Origin of the sequence: Pedobacter frigoris (genome assembly GCF_032678645.1) — a bacterium.
Classification (GTDB): domain Bacteria; phylum Bacteroidota; class Bacteroidia; order Sphingobacteriales; family Sphingobacteriaceae; genus Pedobacter; species Pedobacter frigoris_A.
Genome location: NZ_JAVTSP010000003.1, coordinates 670860 through 688878, shown reverse-complemented (window position 1 = coordinate 688878; position 18019 = coordinate 670860). Strand labels below are relative to the sequence as shown.

Sequence of the window (18019 nt, the reverse complement as noted above, 5' to 3'; positions counted from 1 at the left end):
TATCCGCGGCTAAAACTATGCAATCGTTCTCGAACTTCATATATAGCGCTTAAAAAACTAAGAGCTTATCAGGAGTTTAGATATTCACGTGGAGTCTGCCCGAATTGCCGTTTGAATTCTTTTGTAAAGTAACGGGAATCAATAAACCCCACAAGTACCGATACCTCTGAAACATTATAACCAGATTCTTTGAGTAATTGGGCAGCTTTCTTTAAACGGATACTCTTGGAGAAGTCATTTACCGTCATGTCGGTCAGTGCCTTCACTTTTTTATAGAGCACAGTCTGACTCATTCCCATTCTGTCTGCCAGAAGGTCTACCCCAAATTCCCTGTTCTCCATGCCTTCCTCTATGACCGCGATCAGTCTTGAAAGGAATTGCTCGTCCATTGTATTCAGCAAGGTATTACTTGGGGCAAAAATAAACTGCTTACGGTATTTACTGCTTATTTTCTCCCTGGACGCGATGATGTTCCGTACGCTCAACTGCAGGACCTTGATGCTGAACGGCTTGGTGAGGTATAAATCTGCGCCATTGCTCAATCCGCTGATCTGATCGGACTGGGTATCTTTGGCGGTCAGCAAGATCACCGGAATGTGACTTGTTCGCTCGTCAGTCTTAATTTCAGCGCAAAGTTCAAAGCCGTTCTTATTCGGCATCATCACATCACTGATCATCAGATCCGGGATTTCCGTCCTTGCCATTTGTAAAGCAAGCACTCCGTCAATACTTTCCAAAACCCGGTATTCAGGTTCCAGCAAATCCTTAATTATTTTCCTGAGTTCGGCATTGTCTTCTGCAAGCAGAATGGTAAAGCTTTTGTCATCAGGCAGACCAGCAATGACCCCGATCGGGTTTTCCTTGACAAAAGTGTCTTTCAGCGGCAAACTAACGGTAAATTGTGTAAAACCGATTCTGCTGCTCACCGTGATCTTTCCATGATGAAGTTCCACGATATGTTTGCTCAATGCCAGCCCGATTCCATAACCAGTATTCTGAAGTGCATCGTCTACCTGGAAATAATTGGTAAACAGTTTATCGAAGTAATCCGGCGAAATTCCTTTACCGGTATCTGAGACCTCAATTATAGCTTCGTCTCCAGTTACATTTGCCTCGAGAGTAATCTGCCCATTTTCGGGTGTAAATTTAAATGCATTCGAAAGCAGGTTAAAAACAACTTTTTCCAGTTGCTCTTTATCAAAAAGCACCAAAATTGGCTGCTCAGGATAAATAAATGACAGACTCAGCTTCTTTTTCTCACATACTCCCTTAAAGGAAAGGTAAATGTCATTTAAAAAACTAACAAGGTCATTTTCCTGTACATTGAGTTTCAGATTTTTCGATTCTGCCTTCCTGAAATCCATTAGTTCAGTCACCAGCCCCAGCAAACGGTCGGCATTTTTTTTAATCCCCCCCAACTGTTTGTTAACGAAAGTATACTGCTTGCTTTCGTCGATCACTTTTTCAAGCGGTATCATAATTAAGGAAAGGTGCGACCTGATCTCATGCGAGATATTCGTGAAAAAGTTCAGTTTGATCTGATGGAGTTCTTCGTCTCTTTTAAGGAGCTGCTTCAAATAGAAAAAACGGGCAACAAAAAAAACAATACCTGCAATGGCAATGGTATAAATAAGATATGCCCACCAGCTTCTCCAAAACGGGGGAAGGATACGAATTTGAATGTGTTCAGCCTCGCTCCAGACTCCGTCGTTATTTGCCCCTTTTACACTAAACACATAGTTTCCTGAAGGTAAGTTTGTATAAGTTGCCTGCGGCAGCGTGGTTTCATTCCAATCCTGATTTACACCGTCCAGTTTATAAGCGTACCTGTTCTTATCAGGCTTAATATAATTCAGCAATGCAAATTCCAGCGTAAAAATGTTCTGCGTACTGCTGAAAACAAGCGGCGGCCGGAAAATGATATTCTTTGTTAATATTTCCTGTTCTTTGGCAGGGTCCACATAACGGTTAAATAGTTTGAGTCCCGTAAATACAAGAGAAGACTTGCTGTTATTACCCTTGATTTCTTCCGGGAAAAAGTAAGTTATCCCGTTCATACCCCCAAAAAACAGCTCCCCATTTCTGGCCTTATAGGCTGAACTAAAAGTAAACTCATCCGCAGCCATTCCGTCTGCAACAGTATAGTTCTGGATGATGTTCTGCTCCGGATTTATTCTTGACAGGCCATTCATTGTACTGGCCCATAGATTGTGCTGTTTATCTTCCAAAATCCCTAAAACATTATCATTACACAAACCTTCCTTTACTGTATACCTTTTAATGATCTTTTTTGCATTGTGATTATAACAGCACAAACCTCCATGATAAAATCCGATCCAAATATTCCCTCTATAGTCCTGAGTCAAACAATTAGGCTCAATCACATCGCCCCGCTTATTACGAATTGTTATTTTCGTTATAACTCTGTTGTTTTTACTGAGCCGGTAGATCTCTGTTCGGCAAACAACCCATAAATTACCCGTTGCATCCTCAAAAAACTTTATGATCATATTTCCTTTCAGCTTATTGGCCAAAGGAAAATTCCTGAGCGGGCTGAGCTGCGTTCCCTTTCGCCGATACACAGCGTTAATCCCAACGCCTCCAATCCAAAATCTGTCCTGTGAATCTTCCAGTATAGATGATATCGCTGAACGTTTAGATTCAAACATGCTTTTTCCAACAAAAAAATGTTTGAACTTACCAGTTGCGGGATCAAACAGGTTTAAGCCTCCTCCACTCGTGCCAATCCATATGTGATCGCTTTTATCTATGTAAATGGCTTTTACAAAACTGGAAGCTAATGAAGTTAGATCTTTGGGACTGTTAATGTAATAACTGAACTTTTTTGTCTGCTGATCAAAATAATTTACCCCACCTCCTTCTGTTCCGACCCACAAATTCCCTCTTTTATCCTCTGTAATAGAACGCACCACATTGTGGTTAAGCCCCGAATTGTTTTCTTTATGCGTGATGGTCCGGAACAAAGTTTTTACACCATATATCACATTAACTCCCCCATAATAGGTACCAATCCATATATTTTCACTTTTATCTTTATAAAGACTGTATAGTGAGTTTTGATTCAGGCTTCCGGGATCATCAACCTGGTTCTGATAGGAAGTAAAAGTTCTGCTAATAGGGTTAAATATACATAACCCCTCCTGGGTTGCGATCAGGATATTGCCATTCCCGTCGGAAATCATTTTTCTTAATGAATTGTGAACAAGACCATTTGCATCTCCGGGATAATGCTCATAGTGCTCAAAGGTTCCCGTATTGCGATGTAAAAGATTGAGTCCGCGGCTTTCAGTTGCCATCCAGATTTTACCTTCGGCATCTTCCAAAATAGACTTCACCGGACTGTCGCTGATACTTCCAGACCGGCCAGGGTCATGAACAAAGGTTTCAACCTCAGAAAAAACCTTGTTAAAGCGACTTTTGACAAGTCCCTTACCCGTTCCTATCCAGAGGAAACCGAAGCGGTCTTCGTATAGACACAAAATTTCACTGCGAGCAAATTCTGAAGCCAACCCTAGATTCCTGGCATTTACAAATCCGGAAGCCGATGGAAGTTTTACAAAAAGCCCATTACCTGTACCTGCCCAGATATTATTTTTCTTGTCTTCGTATACACAAAAAACCTCCGGCTGCACTGCATCTTTTTTATGAAGCAGCTCAATACGTTTGAAGTTATTGGTTTCAGGAACATAGCTGTTCATCCCTTCTGATGTACCTACCCAAAGCGTCTTTCTACTATCAAAAAATAATGAGTTGATATAATTGTCACTTATTGAATTACTATCTGCAGGATTATTGATATAAGTACTAAACCGGCTGCCATCATACCTATCGAGCCCATGCCCCGTAGCAAACCACATGAATCCGAAATTGTCCTGTGTAATGTCAAGAACTGAATTTCTCGAAAGTCCGTCTTTTACAGTCAAGTGTTCAAAATGTAACTTCTGTCCACTCACACTTAAAGTCGAAATCCACAATCCCATGATCAGGATTATCTGGTTACCCACGTGTCTTAAATACTGGTGCATCAGTTCATTTTTTGAAACTAAATCTAACTAGTTCTAAGCACTTTAATGAAGATATCCCTAACTAAAACTACGAAATCGTTATCGCACTTTATTCAGACGCCAATAAACACAAGTGATCTACCCAGCATTTACTTTCTAAAAGCAATCCGCCAATGAACCACCTGACTTTCTTTGGCTTTAATAAGCACCCTTAACCACCCTTTTTCCGTCTGCGGCAATACTTCCATAGTTACGCCAGCGGGGTTGCCAACAACTTCGGCCTTACTTGATTTCCATTGCGCTCCATCATTCATCCCCGCAATGCGAAGTTCATAAGCGTCTCCGCCAATTACCTTGCTGCTACCTGATAACGTTCCGTTTTTCCATTCTTCTTTAAGCAGATCTGTCATGCCCTGGGTGATGTGCTGAGAGGTAGAAACCACCACTGGGTGATTTACCTTGGCCCGAAGAGCAATTACCTGGCACGATTCGGAAGGAAGTTCTTTTTCGATGAAACCATTAATAATGGGAAGTGGCTTGTTTCCCCAGAAATCAAAGGCATAATAGCTGATTTTATCATTTAATCCTGCGTAACTTAAAGAAGTACGGATTTTCTGCGCACTTGTTTCCCAGTTAAACAAGCCCAATACATTACGGTTTGTACCTGATTTTTTGTCGGCGGCCAGCCAGATAGAAGGAAGTGCCTTATCAAAGGCATCAACCGGACGTGCGATTCCACTGTGTGAAGCCATGCAACGTTTCATGATTTCTAATCTGTCCAACGCTAAGTCAGGAAGCCAGTCACTACTTAAAAAGAACTGTCCCGAAACAGCAACAAAAGAGGGAAGTAACCTTGCCCTGGTGAGGCTCCCGATTCCATCTGCCGCACCATCAGCAGTTGATTTACCCTTTTCTCTGAGCATAGAAGGATCGGGATCATTCCACCAAACTTTCCCGTTCAAGAAGTAAAGCCTGGAAGCACGGATTGCCCCTGTACGGATACTCTGTCCATCATGGTTAAAATCCGGCCCTATGCGCATCGCATTCACGAGGCCGATTGAAGCACCGAACGACCGCATATTTTGACTGACACAGCACCCGGAAAAAAATACATCTTCACCCACAGCATTGCGTATAATTTTTAAGCCATCTCTAAATGATTCAATCTGCGTTTTGAATGGATCATAGAGTGGTTTGCAATTTCCAATGCTGTCATTTTTGTAACCATCGTTAATGTAAACCTGCTCGGTAACGGTGCCTGTCCATAATCCATCCATTTTAAAATAATCATACCCCCATTTGTGCATCGTACTCGCATAATTTGCGACGTGTGCTTTAACTTCGGGATGGGTAAGGTCAAGAGATGTTCCTCCCCAGTTAGTTTCATAAGGTTTCCCATTTTTTCTTTGTGCAAACCAATATTGACGGTCTTTATATTCGGGATCCTGATGATTGCGACTAAAAGGCATCCACCATATCCCTGCCGTTAGGCCTGCTGATTTGATGGAATTCGCTGTGGTCGACATACCATCCGGATAGCCTCCCTTTGGGTCTACCCGGTCAAACCTTCTATGGGGGCCATTGTATTGTTCTCCCGCCTGCCATTGATCATCGATCTGGAGCACGCTAAGTCCAAAAGGTTTCAATTGATCTTTGATAAAACCAGCCAGTTTAATGGTTTCCGATTCGGTACCGGCTCCACCATTTTTTTCGGAATACCAGGTACAATAAACGGCAGTCCGCGGTTTTAATATGATGTGTTGTTTTTTAGCAATCGCATCGGCAAACTGCTCTTCACCTAAACGCGCATCATTAAAATAACCGATGACTAAGGTTTCAGTGCTTTCACTTTTAGCAGCAGGCAATTGAAAACGGCCATAATCTATCTGAGGCTTTATTTCAACCAGGTTATTTTTAACCTTTGAAAACAGCACCCCGCTCCCCTTTTCATTGGTTATCCAGCCACTCACCACGCCATTTCGTGAAGCAGGGTCGACAGTAGTCAGAAAGACATAGCTACCAGGATTTTTATCTGGGTCAAGTAATCCACCGGTTCCCAGTGTTTTTAAACCACGCAACGGTTTTCCAAGGTCTACTAAAAAAGAAACCGGATTGAGCTTTGGGATGTCTATAGTTTGCCCCTCTGTATTTTTTACAGTTTCAGTGATAAAAAGAAAGGGCTGTGAAGGATAAAGGGCAAAGGAGATTACAGCTCCTGTAGCACTACTTACGATTAACGCTTGTCCATTACCAAAAACAGGATCTGCAATGCTCTTTTTTACAACCTTATTGAAATTTAAGTTTGGAACTAATTTTTTAACAAAAACCTTTCCGGTAACAGTCGATTTAATATTAAAATTGCGGGTCTGGGGATCGTAGTTTACAATTAAAGCCGCATTACTAATGCGATTACCGACCTGCTCCTGTGCAAGACTACGCGAACCAGGTAACTTGGCCAACACTGCACTGTTTATTGACGAAGCCCCGAAAGCAATTAGTGCTGATAGTAAAAAAGATTTGATCATTTGGTTAGTTTACTTTAATAATTAATGTATAATCCTAATAATTATCGCTTGCCCATTCTTTGCCCCTAACTGAACATTCAGTACTGTTGACGTGTTTACAATCATTTTCTTTATCGCGACTTTCGTTGATGTAGTAAGTGAAGCATCATCGGTATAAATCGTAGCTTCATAACGTTTGTTTTTACTTAAAAAATTAAGTGGCAACACGAAGCTTCTCGCCTGGTCCGTTAAGGAACCAACATACCAGTTGTCTCCGCTTCTGCGTGCAATTGTTCCAAATTCCCCTATTTTTCCGTCGATCACTTTGGTATCATCCCACACGGTAGGCAACGCATCATAAAAACCAAGATCAGGAATTTCATCTATGACCGAAGCGGTGGAGCCAGCCCCTCCTTTTTGTATGGGAGATCCGGCAGGCCGGTCGTACCAGTACACAAACTGCCATGGACTATAAATACAGATCGCCTTCGCCATTTGAGAGGCATGGGAACCCATTGCATTTACCCTGGGTGCGAAATAACAATTGGTAAAATCCCCTGCCCCGGCAATCATGCGGGTAAACATGGTCATCAGAACCTGCCGGTTGTCAGGACTTTCTTCTTCCCCGCGTATGCCTTCCTGGGTCAATAAATTCGGATAAGTCCTGGAATACCCTGTTGGCCTGTATTCATCATGAATGTCAATCATCAGCTGATTGTTGGCAGCCTTTCTGACCGCCTCATGAAGCCAGGATGTATTTTTCTGCGGACCTACATCAACAAAACCATATTTTATCCCCTTCACTCCCCATGATTTGAACAATGGAAGTATGGAATCTAACTGTCTGGATAATGCCCTTTGATTTACATAGAGTATCACACTAATGCCCTTAAGCTTTCCGTAATCTATTATTTCCTGCAGCTCCAATGGCCCTGTTGATCTGGAGGGGTCAACATTTACAGCTAAAGCACTGGATGTGTTGTCGTACTCATGACCATACCAGCCGGCATCAAATTCTACATACTGCAAATTGTGTTTGGCCGCAAAATCTATGCTGGCTTTACCACCGGTTGTGGTAAGTGTTACTTCACGAATCACCTTACCTGGTTTTATCCAGGACACATTTGCTAAAGCAGAAGCATGATTAAGGTTCAAAATAAAATAATTGTTTTCCAGCAGCTTAGCCGCCGACTCCGCAATCATTACAAATCTCCATGGAGTTGAAAAATCATGGCTATAAACGGCCTTACCATCAAGACTCGCGACAAGCATTAAACTATCTTTTGGCGAACGGCTAAATTTCATTCGCGCATGATCTACCAGGGCTGCTTCGCCCAGTGCAATGAAACGATTTTCGCTCAGCTCAATCACATATGGACGCTCAGTTCCATTCACCGTTTTACTGATGCTGCCTTTGCTATACTTCGCCTGGGCCGCTCCGGCAATCCATGACGGATAATCCCCGTTAAACTTAAAACCGGTAAGTTCACGGTTAATAGTGATTTGTTTAGACGTAGGCATGTCATACCTAAATGCAGCACCTTCATTGTAAACCCGGGAAGTAACGGAAAACAAACGATGGGGTTCTTTACGCTCTTTAAATTGAACAGTCGCCTCATTATAGTGATCGGGATAGATATTTTTCTCACCATACACCGGCTTCCATTTTTCATTCACGGATTTGCGTTTTACCGAAACAATTTCAAGGTTTCCTGACAATGGTTTTTCATTTTCAAACTCAAGTCCTAAAGGTGAATTCGCGATAATGGAAGCACCCTGGTAGGAAATAGAATAATTTAGGGCATCACCAGGTTCTATTTTCGTGGCAATTGTTAACGCTATTTTTTTATCAGGGCTCCATACTTTTACTTCCTGTGCCTGAAGAATCAATACGCTACCTATAAAACACAATATCAAAAACACCCTATATTTTGCCATATTTTACACGTCCAATTAAACCCATATATTCTGCTGCAAATGGCATTTGACCAAGGAGTCAGTTATTCTATATGTTTGAACATAACACGAATATAATGGAGTTTATTCATAAATCCCAAAAAACACTCAATGCCTTTCACCGATCTTTTGCTTTACTTTACCGAAACTCTGACACTTAGATTACCTGTTGAGTGTCAGTCAGCTCAACATGGCCTGCACTTTGTTACCCAATCTGTAATTTTACATACTCATATTTTATACATGAAACGAAAAATAAATCTGTTGCCTTTCCTCATCATTGCCATTGTTTTTTTCTTAATCAATAGTTATGTGTTGTCAGGAATCCACAGCTTAAGTTCAAATTCCCTCATTACACCAATCTTCTGGATCATCATAGCTGCCATTACCGGCTCTTTGTTTTATGCAATTCAAAGAATGCGGAACAAGGAGATGGATACATTCTTTAAAATTGCTACCCATGCATTTTTGATATTAATTGCTGCCGAATTGGTATTCATGTTAATTCTGTTGCCAAACGATCTTTACAGGCTGACCGCAGGCGTCCCACGGAACATCTATTGGGTAGAATTTGCCTGGTTTGTATTTTTTCTCACGATTGGAGCATTCATTTACGGGATGATTTTTGGTAAATATGCATACAGGGTCATCAGACACACACTTTATTTTGATGATCTTCCTGAAAATTTCGAAGGCTTTACTATTACACAAATTTCAGATGTCCATGCCGGAAGTTTCAATAATACGAAAGCGGTACAAAAAGGAATTGATCTGATCAAAAAACAACATTCAGATCTCTTTGTATTTACCGGCGACCTGGTCAATAATAAGGCTGAAGAGATCAAACCCTGGATTGGGCATTTCAGCCAGATAAAATCACCTTACGGACAATTCTCTATTTTAGGAAACCACGATTACGGCGATTATGTGAAGTGGGAAAGTGAATCGGCAAAAAAGGCCAACCTGGAACAACTGAAGAAATACCATGAAGAGATTGGTTTCAGACTATTACTTGACGAACATGTCGAAATCAATAAAAACGGACAGAAAATAACCCTTGCGGGAGTTGAAAACTGGGGCATAGGTTTTGGTGAACGGGGAGACCTTAAAAAAGCAATGGCAAATGTGCCCGGCTCTGATTTCAAAATTTTATTGTCACACGATCCTACCCATTGGGAAGCTGAGGTAACTAAATTCCCCTCCAAAATCCACCTCACCCTGGCAGGACATACACATGGTATGCAATTTGGTATCGAAGCGTTTGGTATAAAATGGAGTCCTGTAAAATATCGTTATGCACATTGGGCTGGTGTAACCGGCAATGATGGGCTTTATTTAAATATAAACCGGGGCTTTGGCTTTCTTGGGTTTTCAGGTCGTATAGGAATATGGCCGGAAATTACGGTAATTGAATTGAAAAGAACACCAAAATAACTTAAAATACATACTTTTGTAGCAATATAAAAGTAGATCTGCAAATCCGAATGGAAGAAAATAAATTGAGGGAAGATACGCTCATTAAAAATGTTGAAAACGGCACTGTAAAAAGGATATTTCAAGATAGAAAAAGAACAAACATTTTAAGAAGTGCGGAGCAAGCCACAATTTCTTTTCTGGTAAAGAGAGTTCCCGCATTCATCACCTCAGACATGCTTACCTTTCTGGGAACAGTAGGTTCCGGCATTGTTTTGCTGGCTTTCATACTGGCGACTTACTATGGCAAACAATATCTTTTATTGGGTGTGGTTGGACTGGCAATAAACTGGTTTGGTGATTCTCTTGACGGCCGCATCGCGTATTACCGCAATATTCCCAGGAAGTGGTATGGGTTTTCACTGGACATTATTATGGACTGGGTCAGTACCGTAATGATTGGTGTCGGCTATATGGTCTACGCCAGAAATGAATATGAACTTATTGCTTTTGCTTTTGTGGTGCTATATGGCTGGGCAATGATCATTTCGCAATTGCGGTATAAAATAACTGATATCTATAGTATTGATTCAGGGCTTGCCGGGCCTACGGAAATCAGAATTATCCTTGCCATCATGTTGATCCTGGAAGCCTCATTTGGACATATCATTGAGTACTTTGCCTGTGTTTTATGCACAATACTTGTCGTGATCAATTTTATGGATACCCGTAAATTGCTAAAACTTGGGGACATAAGGGATAATGCCGAACGTGAAGAAAAACTTGCTAAAAACAATACACCTTAATGGATAAAAGAAAATCGGTATACACATTTGCAAAAGCACAACTATCTGCCTTCTCAGGTGGAATAGTTGACTATCTTGTAATGGTAACCTGTACCGAACTCCTTCATATTCATTATACTATTTCTATTGCTATTGGCGGAATTATCGGCGCTGTAGTTAATTTTTCAGTGAACCGTTACTGGACTTTTACCGCCAATAAAGCTAGTGAGTCGCCGGTTGGCAACCAACTCTTAAAGTTTATATTTGTTGTAGCAGGCAGCATTATGCTCAAATCTTCCGGGACTTATTTATTTACAAACTGGCTGAATCTGGACTATAAAATAACCCGGATCATGGTGGACATCATTGTTTCTCTCAGCTTCAATTACGTATTGCAAAAATACTGGGTATTTAAGAAAAGTCCGCAGTAACATTCCCTTTTATTTGTTTCCTCTTTTGTGGTTCAATTAATTTATTTGTTTAGTTAAACTAAACAAATAAATACATATATTTAACGCGTTATAAGGCTGTCGAAGACACTAATAAATTGCTGTTCGTGCTCCACGTCGTCCTGCAACATTATGACAATAGGTTATTTAGTAATTTTTAAACCACAAATAAAACACAATGAAAAGATCAATGATTGCCTTATGCATCCTTTGCTTAACACTGCAATTGAATGCCCAGGTAAAAAAAGTAAAACACGTAGTATTGATTGGCTGCGACGGCTTTGGTGCGTATGCAGTTCCCGATGCCAAAATGCCAAACTTGAAAAAATTAATGGAAACAGGATCATGGACGTTAAAGGCAAGGTCTGTTTTGCCTTCATCAAGTGCGGTCAACTGGGCGTCTATGCTTATGGGAGCTGGTCCAACCGAGCATGGCTATACAGAATGGGGAAGCGCAACACCTGAAATTCCATCAGCTGTGACAACTAAGTACGGTCTGTTTCCTTCGATTTTTAGCGTGATCCGCGATCAGAAACCATCGGCTAAAACTGCTGTAGTATACAGCTGGGGAGGAATTGGTCCATTGATCGAAAAAGATGCCATCAACATTGTAATCCCCGGAAAAGATAAGGATGATTTTTGTGCCGATACTGCCGCAAGCATCATTAGAAAAGAGAAACCATATTTTACATTTTTACACCTTGACGAACCTGACAATACCGGTCATGGAATCGGTCACCGTACACCGGCATATTACAGTCAGCTTGAAAAAGTAGATTTGAGAATTGGAAAAATACTGCAGGCCATTAAAGACGCCGGTATTGAAAAAGAAACCATTGTGATTTTAAGTGCAGATCATGGTGGAACGGGCAAAGGACATGGTGGAAAAAGCCTTGATGAGGTATTGATTCCCTGGGTAATCAATGGTCCTGGTGTAAAATCAAACCATGAAATAAAAGACGTAATCATTACTTATGATACTGCCGCTACAATAGCCTGGATACTGGGTTTAAAGACGCCACAGAGCTGGCGCGGCAAGGCAGTAGCAGATAGTTTTATAAATTAATACCAATTGCTATATTTATAGCTAAAGCCTGCTGTTTTTAATACAATGGTTTCATTTTATTAGAGGCAGCAGGCTTCATTGCAAAATTTGTTTACTTTTGGACAAAATAATAAAATATGGAAGACGATATAATCCTGAAGATCAGTTACAGAATAAAAGAGATAAGGAAAGAAAAAAACATTACTATTCAGGAATTAGCGAACAGAGCCGGAGTGAGTAAAGGCCTGATTTCCCAGATAGAAAATAACCGTACCATCCCCTCTTTGCCTGTTCTAATGAATATCGTGCATTCATTGGACCTTGATCTAACTGCTTTTTTTAAGGACATATCTCCGGGCGACCGCCAGGAAAAGGTCTTTGTCATCCGCTCATCCGAATACACATCACTTAAAAAGGAAGCCGCTAAGGGCTTTAACTACCAGCGGATCCTTGCCCGTAATATTCATGGGGGACCTGTTGATTTTGTTTTACTGGAGCTAAAAAAAGGCGCCCGCCGGAATAAGATGGTGGTCACAGATGCTTTCGAATACAAATACCTGGTAAAAGGCAAGATTGAATACCTGATAGAAGATAAAACCTATATTCTTGAAGAAGGGGATTCCATCTTTTTCGACGGACGGCTAGGGCATAATCTCTCAAATATCGGGGAGTCTGATGCCATTATGCTGGTTGTTTATTACTTCATAACCAATGATTAAAGATCATTGATCAGAATTTAACCAGGCTTTTCCCATCATAGTTTTCAGGAATCGGAACACCTAAAAAGCTGAGTATTGTTGGCGGCACATTATATAAATAAGGTGCACCTACAATGGTTTCTCCCGAAATTAACTTAGGTTTTATTGCCTTGTTATTTAAAATGATAAACGCATTTTGTTCAGGATAGCTCGATCCTCCATGCGAACCATCGCCGCCATGATCAGTAGAGACTACAATGAGCCAATCTTCATTTTTATAATTGGGGCGGGCTTTAAGCGCAGCGAGCACATTAGCTACCCGTTGATCTGCTTTTTTAACTGCTTTTAAATAAGTTGGATTTGTTGGCTTAAAATTACTTGAGTGCCCTACCCCATCCACATCCGCGAAATAACAAAACACCACGTCAGGATTTCTATTGGTTAGTTCATCAACTATAGCTATCTCATCTTTGGCATCTGCTTCAGCATAGTTTGCTCCTGTTGAGCTGATCTTTGAGGTGACATCACTATCTGCAATAATTTTATCGTGAATAGGTAGCCATGATACCGCAGAGACAGTACGTGCATTGGGATTTTTTTGCTTAATGTACCTGAAAAACGAAGGGTAATTTACAAAATCAGCGTTGGCAAATGAGTTCGTTTTGGCCTTATGCTTCTCTACGCTGACTCCGGTAAATAGCGCCGACCAACCATTGGCACTCCAGGTAGGTAATTCAGCTACAGCATTGGTACTTACCCAGGATTCTTTCATCAATGAACTCAGAGTGGGAGCATTTTCCGGAATAAGTGTTTTCCATACCAGTCCATCAATACCTATAAATAACACCTTTTTTTCTTTTTTCTTAACAATAGCATCTCCCTTATCTCCTTTCGGTTCGTCTTCACATGCAAATGAACTTAACGATAAAATCAGCACTATTGCAGTGATTATTTTTAAATTGAGGATCTTCATCATATACTTTCAGTTTGGCTTAAAATCACTAATGCTTTCGCTGGGCATTAGCCCTTACCAAAGCTAAATAAAACATATGTGGTTTGAAAGAAAAAAGTTTAGTATTTATATTCTTTCGTTTCAAAAAACTCTTTATATTTGTACAAATACTAAACAAAACAACAATTTATTTTATCGGAATTTAAAGTTAAATTATTGTTAAGTTACTGTTAAATAACTGATTGAAAAGTAAACAAAAGACAACAACACAGAAATGAAAAATATCTCAACAAATTCCTTCTCTGCAAACGGAAAAACCTATACTCCACCGGCGAAACCAATTGTAGTAATCTGTATGGATGGCTCAGCAGATGAGTATCTGGACACCACTATGGCACACGACCGTATGCCTAATTTAAAAAAGATGGCATTACAGGGATACCGCGGAATGGTAAGAGGTGCCCTTCCTTCTTTTACAAACGTCAACAATTCATCAATTGTTACAGGAGTGAGTCCGGCGGTACATGGCATTTGTGGTAATTTCTTTTATGATGTTCAAAAGGATCAGGAAGTAATGATGAACTCTTCCGAATACCTTAGAGCAGAAACACTTCTTGCAGCCGCAGCCAATTCAGGCCGAAAAGTAGCCGTTGTAACTGCAAAAGAAAAGCTTAGGGATATACTTTCTTACAAACTTGACGGCATCGCCTTCTCTGCAGAAAAAGCAGATCAGGCAAAAACAGAAACACATGGAATAAGCAATGCAGAAGAAGTGATCGGTCACAAAACACCACAGATCTATAGTGCAGAAGCAAGTCTCTTCGTATTGCGTGCGGGTGTGGCCCTTATAGAAAAAGGACTGGCAGATTTCTTATATTTATCATTAACTGATTATATGCAACACACTTACGCTCCAGATACCGCAGAATCTCTTGCTTTTTATGAAGCTCAGGATGCTGAATTGGGCAAAATGCTTGAACTGGGTGCCGTTATCGGTGCCACAGCAGATCACGGCATGAACGCAAAAGTTAAATCAGATGGAAGCCCGAATGTATTGTTCATTGAAACCATGCTTACAGAAAAATTCGGCTCAGGGTTCAGGGTAATTTGCCCGATTACTGATCCATATGTAAAACATCACGGAGCTTTGGGTTCATATGTAGTTGTACATGTAGAAAACACTGCAAATATCCAGGAAGTGAAAAACTGGCTCGCGGTTCAACCCGGAATTACTGAGGTTTACGATAAAGAAACCGGATGCCGTATACTGGAACAACCAGCTGACAGAACCGGTGACCTTTTCGTATTATCCGCACGTGACGTGGTAGTTGGAAAAACAGCAGCACACCATGACTTGAAAGCCCTTGACGGAACATTACGTTCTCATGGAGGTCGCTACGAAGAAATGGTACCTCTGGTAATCTCGCATGAACTGAATGCCGAATATAAAATGAAAACCCAGGGAGATCCCCGCAATTTTGACGTCTTTGACTTCACTGTCAACGGCACACATTAATTAACCAGCTCTGCAACCTTAGGAATAAAAATGAAAGAAGAATTAATTGCAACAGAAAATATAGTAAAACTGGCTTCATTGATTGCGGGTAAACCGGTTTCTTCAACAATTGAGCTTGAAGTCAAAAATCCATACAACGGTAATTTGGTAGGAACCGTAACCACAGCAAATGCTGCTGATACACATGCAGCTATTGAGACCGCACTTAAAGGTGGACAAGTATTGAACCGTTTTGAAAGATATTCGGTACTTGATAAAGCAAGGACGCTGCTGATGGAAAGAAAGGAAGACTTTGCACAATTGATCACCGCTGAAGCCGGGCTTTGCATTACAGAAGCAAGGTATGAAATTGGCAGGGCACATGATGTATTGCTTTTTTCTGCAATGGAATGTTTACGGGATGACGGACAGGTATATTCATGTGATATCTCTCCAAATGGTAAACAACGGAAAATATTTACCTTAAGGGAACCATTGAGTCTTGCTGTAGCAATCACTCCATTTAACCATCCTTTAAATCAGGTTGCACACAAAATAGCTCCGGCATTAGCCGCAGGAACCCCTGTAATATTAAAACCCTCAGAAAAAACACCACTTACCGCTATTAAATTTGTGCAGCTTCTTTATGAAGCTGGTCTTCCTACATATATGCTTAGCGTACTTTTAGGGGAGACCAGAGATGTTGCGGAACTACTCGTAAAAGATCCCCGTGTAGACCTCGTGTCCTTCACAGGAAGTGTTGCTGTAGGAAAAAAGATTGCTGAAACTGCCGGTTATAAAAAAGTGATTTTAGAACTGGGAGGTAATGACCCGCTTATCGTACTGGAAGATGCCGATATGGAACTTGCAATCACATTAGCTGCTGAAGGTGCGTTTAGGAATTCCGGACAGAGATGTACTGCTGTAAAACGCATTTTAGTTCAGGAAAGCATCGCAGAAGAATTCACAAAAAGATTTTTAGAGAAAGCGAGAGAATATACCTGTGGAGATCCTGCTGATCCTAAAACAAAGGTAGGAACTGTGATAGACGAACAATCTGCCATCTATCTGGAGGATGTGGTTAAAAAGGCAGTTGAGCAGGGAGCTACGGTTTTACTTGGAGGTAAACGCACTGGAGCATTAATTGAACCGACAGTGATCACAAACGTACCCAGAGATGCGCAAATGGTAGTTCAGGAATCATTTGGCCCATTAGCTCCTATCCTAACCTTTAAAGACATAGATGATGCCATTGCACTATCTAACTCTACAGCATTTGGCTTGTCGTCGGGTATAGTGACGACCAATATGACTAATGCGATACGTTTTGTTAAGGAATTAAAAGTAGGAACTGTAAACATTAATGAGGTACCAGGTTACCGCATTGAAAATTCTCCTTTTGGAGGAATTAAAGATTCGGGACTAGGAATTAAAGAAGGTGTAATTGAAGCTATCAAATGCTTTTCTTCTGTAAAAACCTTCTCCCTGCCCTGGTAAATAAAACAAACTTCATCATTTAAAAAGAATTATTAATGAAATCTCAATATGATCTGATAGTAGTAGGAGCAGGTGTATTAGGCACCTTTCATGCAATCCATGCTGCTAAATTAGGCAAAACAGTATTACTCACAGAAAAGGATCAGTATCCGGTGAATGCTACCGTTAGGAATTTCGGCCAGGCAGTAGCCTCGGGCATGTCGTCAGACTGGTTAGACTATGCAAGAAGATCAACGGAACTATACAAAGAAATCCAGGCGGAATTTGACATCAGTGTGCGCAATAATGGAACGGTGTACCTTTCATCAGATCCTGATGAATTGCAGCTAATTAACGAACTGAAAGAACGGATGGATGGCGTAGACTATGAAGCGCAATTGCTTTCTGCCGGCGATTGTTTGGCAAAATGGCCTTCTTTGACTAAAGAATATTGTAATGGAGGACTGTTCTTCCCGCAGGAAGTAAGTGTTGAGCCTGAAAAATTAATATACAGGCTCCTGGAATATGCAGTAAAGAAATATCCTAACATCACCTACAAACCTGCCACAGCAGTAATAGACTGCATTACAACAGCAGACCTGGTACAAATCACAACGGCATCAAAGGAGAAATTCACAGCTGAAAAAGCGATTATCTGCAGTGGAGGCGAATTTAAACTCTTGTTTGCAGACCTGTTTAAAGACAGCGGGATCGTTGTAAGTAAATTACAGATGATGAGAACGGCACCTATGCCGGAAGTTCAGCTCGAAGGAAATATCTTAACGGGACTATCGATCCGCAGATATGAAGCTTTCGAAGAATGTCCTTCTTTCAGCAAGATTACCACTCCTGAGCATTATACTGAACTCAAAAAATGGGGCATACATATTTTATTTAAGAAAGCAACAGATGGTTCTATCATTATAGGTGATTCGCATGAATATGCGGATGTAAATCATACCGATGATCTCGGCTTTGGCATCAATAGTCATATCAATCAATTGATGATAGATGAAGCACAAAAAATAGTGAAGTTTGATGTCAGCAAAATAGCTAGTACCTGGGCTGGGTTTTATCCTCAACACAATAGCAAACACATTGTTGAATATGATATCGAAAACAGGATACATATTCGTACTGCTATCGGTGGCAAAGGAATGACCTCCTCCGCCGGCTATTCAGAGGCGAGTGTGCGAAAGATTTACAGCTGATTTGATCACT

General features: G+C 40.9%; 12 protein-coding genes. 8 read left to right on the top strand and 4 right to left on the bottom strand.

Going from position 1 to position 18019, the window contains the following annotated elements; translation table 11 throughout:
* Window positions 1–68: 68 nt before the first annotated feature.
* The 3 genes from R2Q78_RS13340 to R2Q78_RS13330 all read right to left on the bottom strand — a co-directional run bounded on the left by R2Q78_RS13340 (window position 69) and on the right by R2Q78_RS13330 (window position 8467).
* Window positions 69–4046, bottom strand: coding sequence for a two-component regulator propeller domain-containing protein (locus tag R2Q78_RS13340; protein WP_316792664.1), 3978 nt, complete (start codon window positions 4044–4046; stop codon window positions 69–71).
* A gap of 128 nt (window positions 4047–4174) precedes the next feature.
* Window positions 4175–6550, bottom strand: coding sequence for a hypothetical protein (locus R2Q78_RS13335; RefSeq protein WP_316792661.1), 2376 nt, complete (start codon window positions 6548–6550; stop codon window positions 4175–4177).
* Between the two features lie 21 nt (window positions 6551–6571).
* Window positions 6572–8467, bottom strand: a complete 1896-nt coding sequence (locus R2Q78_RS13330) for a glycoside hydrolase family 97 protein (RefSeq protein WP_316792660.1) — start codon at window positions 8465–8467, stop codon at window positions 6572–6574.
* Between the two features lie 261 nt (window positions 8468–8728).
* Between R2Q78_RS13330 and R2Q78_RS13325 the strand changes: the two genes are divergently transcribed.
* From R2Q78_RS13325 to R2Q78_RS13305, 5 genes are all read left to right on the top strand, one after another.
* Window positions 8729–9919, top strand: a complete 1191-nt coding sequence (locus R2Q78_RS13325; RefSeq protein ID WP_316792658.1) for a metallophosphoesterase — start codon at window positions 8729–8731, stop codon at window positions 9917–9919.
* A gap of 50 nt (window positions 9920–9969) precedes the next feature.
* Window positions 9970–10704 (top strand): CDP-alcohol phosphatidyltransferase family protein, encoded by a 735-nt coding sequence (locus R2Q78_RS13320; RefSeq protein ID WP_316792656.1) that lies wholly within the window; start codon window positions 9970–9972, stop codon window positions 10702–10704.
* Window positions 10704–11114, top strand: a complete 411-nt coding sequence (locus tag R2Q78_RS13315; RefSeq protein WP_316792654.1) for a GtrA family protein — start codon at window positions 10704–10706, stop codon at window positions 11112–11114. Before R2Q78_RS13320 ends, R2Q78_RS13315 begins: the two co-directional genes overlap by 1 nt.
* A 196-nt stretch (window positions 11115–11310) precedes the next feature.
* Window positions 11311–12198, top strand: a complete 888-nt coding sequence (locus R2Q78_RS13310) for an alkaline phosphatase (protein ID WP_316792653.1) — start codon at window positions 11311–11313, stop codon at window positions 12196–12198.
* A gap of 116 nt (window positions 12199–12314) precedes the next feature.
* Window positions 12315–12896, top strand: a complete 582-nt coding sequence (locus tag R2Q78_RS13305) for an XRE family transcriptional regulator (RefSeq protein WP_316792651.1) — start codon at window positions 12315–12317, stop codon at window positions 12894–12896.
* Window positions 12897–12906: 10 nt separating this feature from the next.
* On the opposite strand, the gene R2Q78_RS13300 is transcribed toward R2Q78_RS13305, so the two are convergent.
* Window positions 12907–13851: an alkaline phosphatase family protein gene (locus tag R2Q78_RS13300; protein ID WP_316792648.1), complete on the bottom strand. Its 945-nt coding sequence runs from the start codon at window positions 13849–13851 to the stop codon at window positions 12907–12909.
* A 250-nt stretch (window positions 13852–14101) separates the two neighbouring features.
* Between R2Q78_RS13300 and phnA the strand changes: the two genes are divergently transcribed.
* Genes phnA through R2Q78_RS13285 form a run of 3 tightly spaced genes read left to right on the top strand, consistent with a single transcriptional unit; the run spans window position 14102 to window position 18009 of the window.
* The gene (phnA, locus tag R2Q78_RS13295; protein WP_316792646.1) at window positions 14102–15343 is read left to right on the top strand and encodes a phosphonoacetate hydrolase; all 1242 of its coding nucleotides are present in this window, start codon (window positions 14102–14104) and stop codon (window positions 15341–15343) included.
* A 30-nt stretch (window positions 15344–15373) separates the two neighbouring features.
* On the top strand, window positions 15374–16819 hold the full coding sequence (phnY, locus tag R2Q78_RS13290) for a phosphonoacetaldehyde dehydrogenase (RefSeq protein ID WP_316792644.1): 1446 nt from the start codon (window positions 15374–15376) through the stop codon (window positions 16817–16819).
* A 35-nt stretch (window positions 16820–16854) separates the two neighbouring features.
* On the top strand, window positions 16855–18009 hold the full coding sequence (locus R2Q78_RS13285) for a TIGR03364 family FAD-dependent oxidoreductase (RefSeq protein ID WP_316792642.1): 1155 nt from the start codon (window positions 16855–16857) through the stop codon (window positions 18007–18009).
* Window positions 18010–18019: the final 10 nt, after the last annotated feature.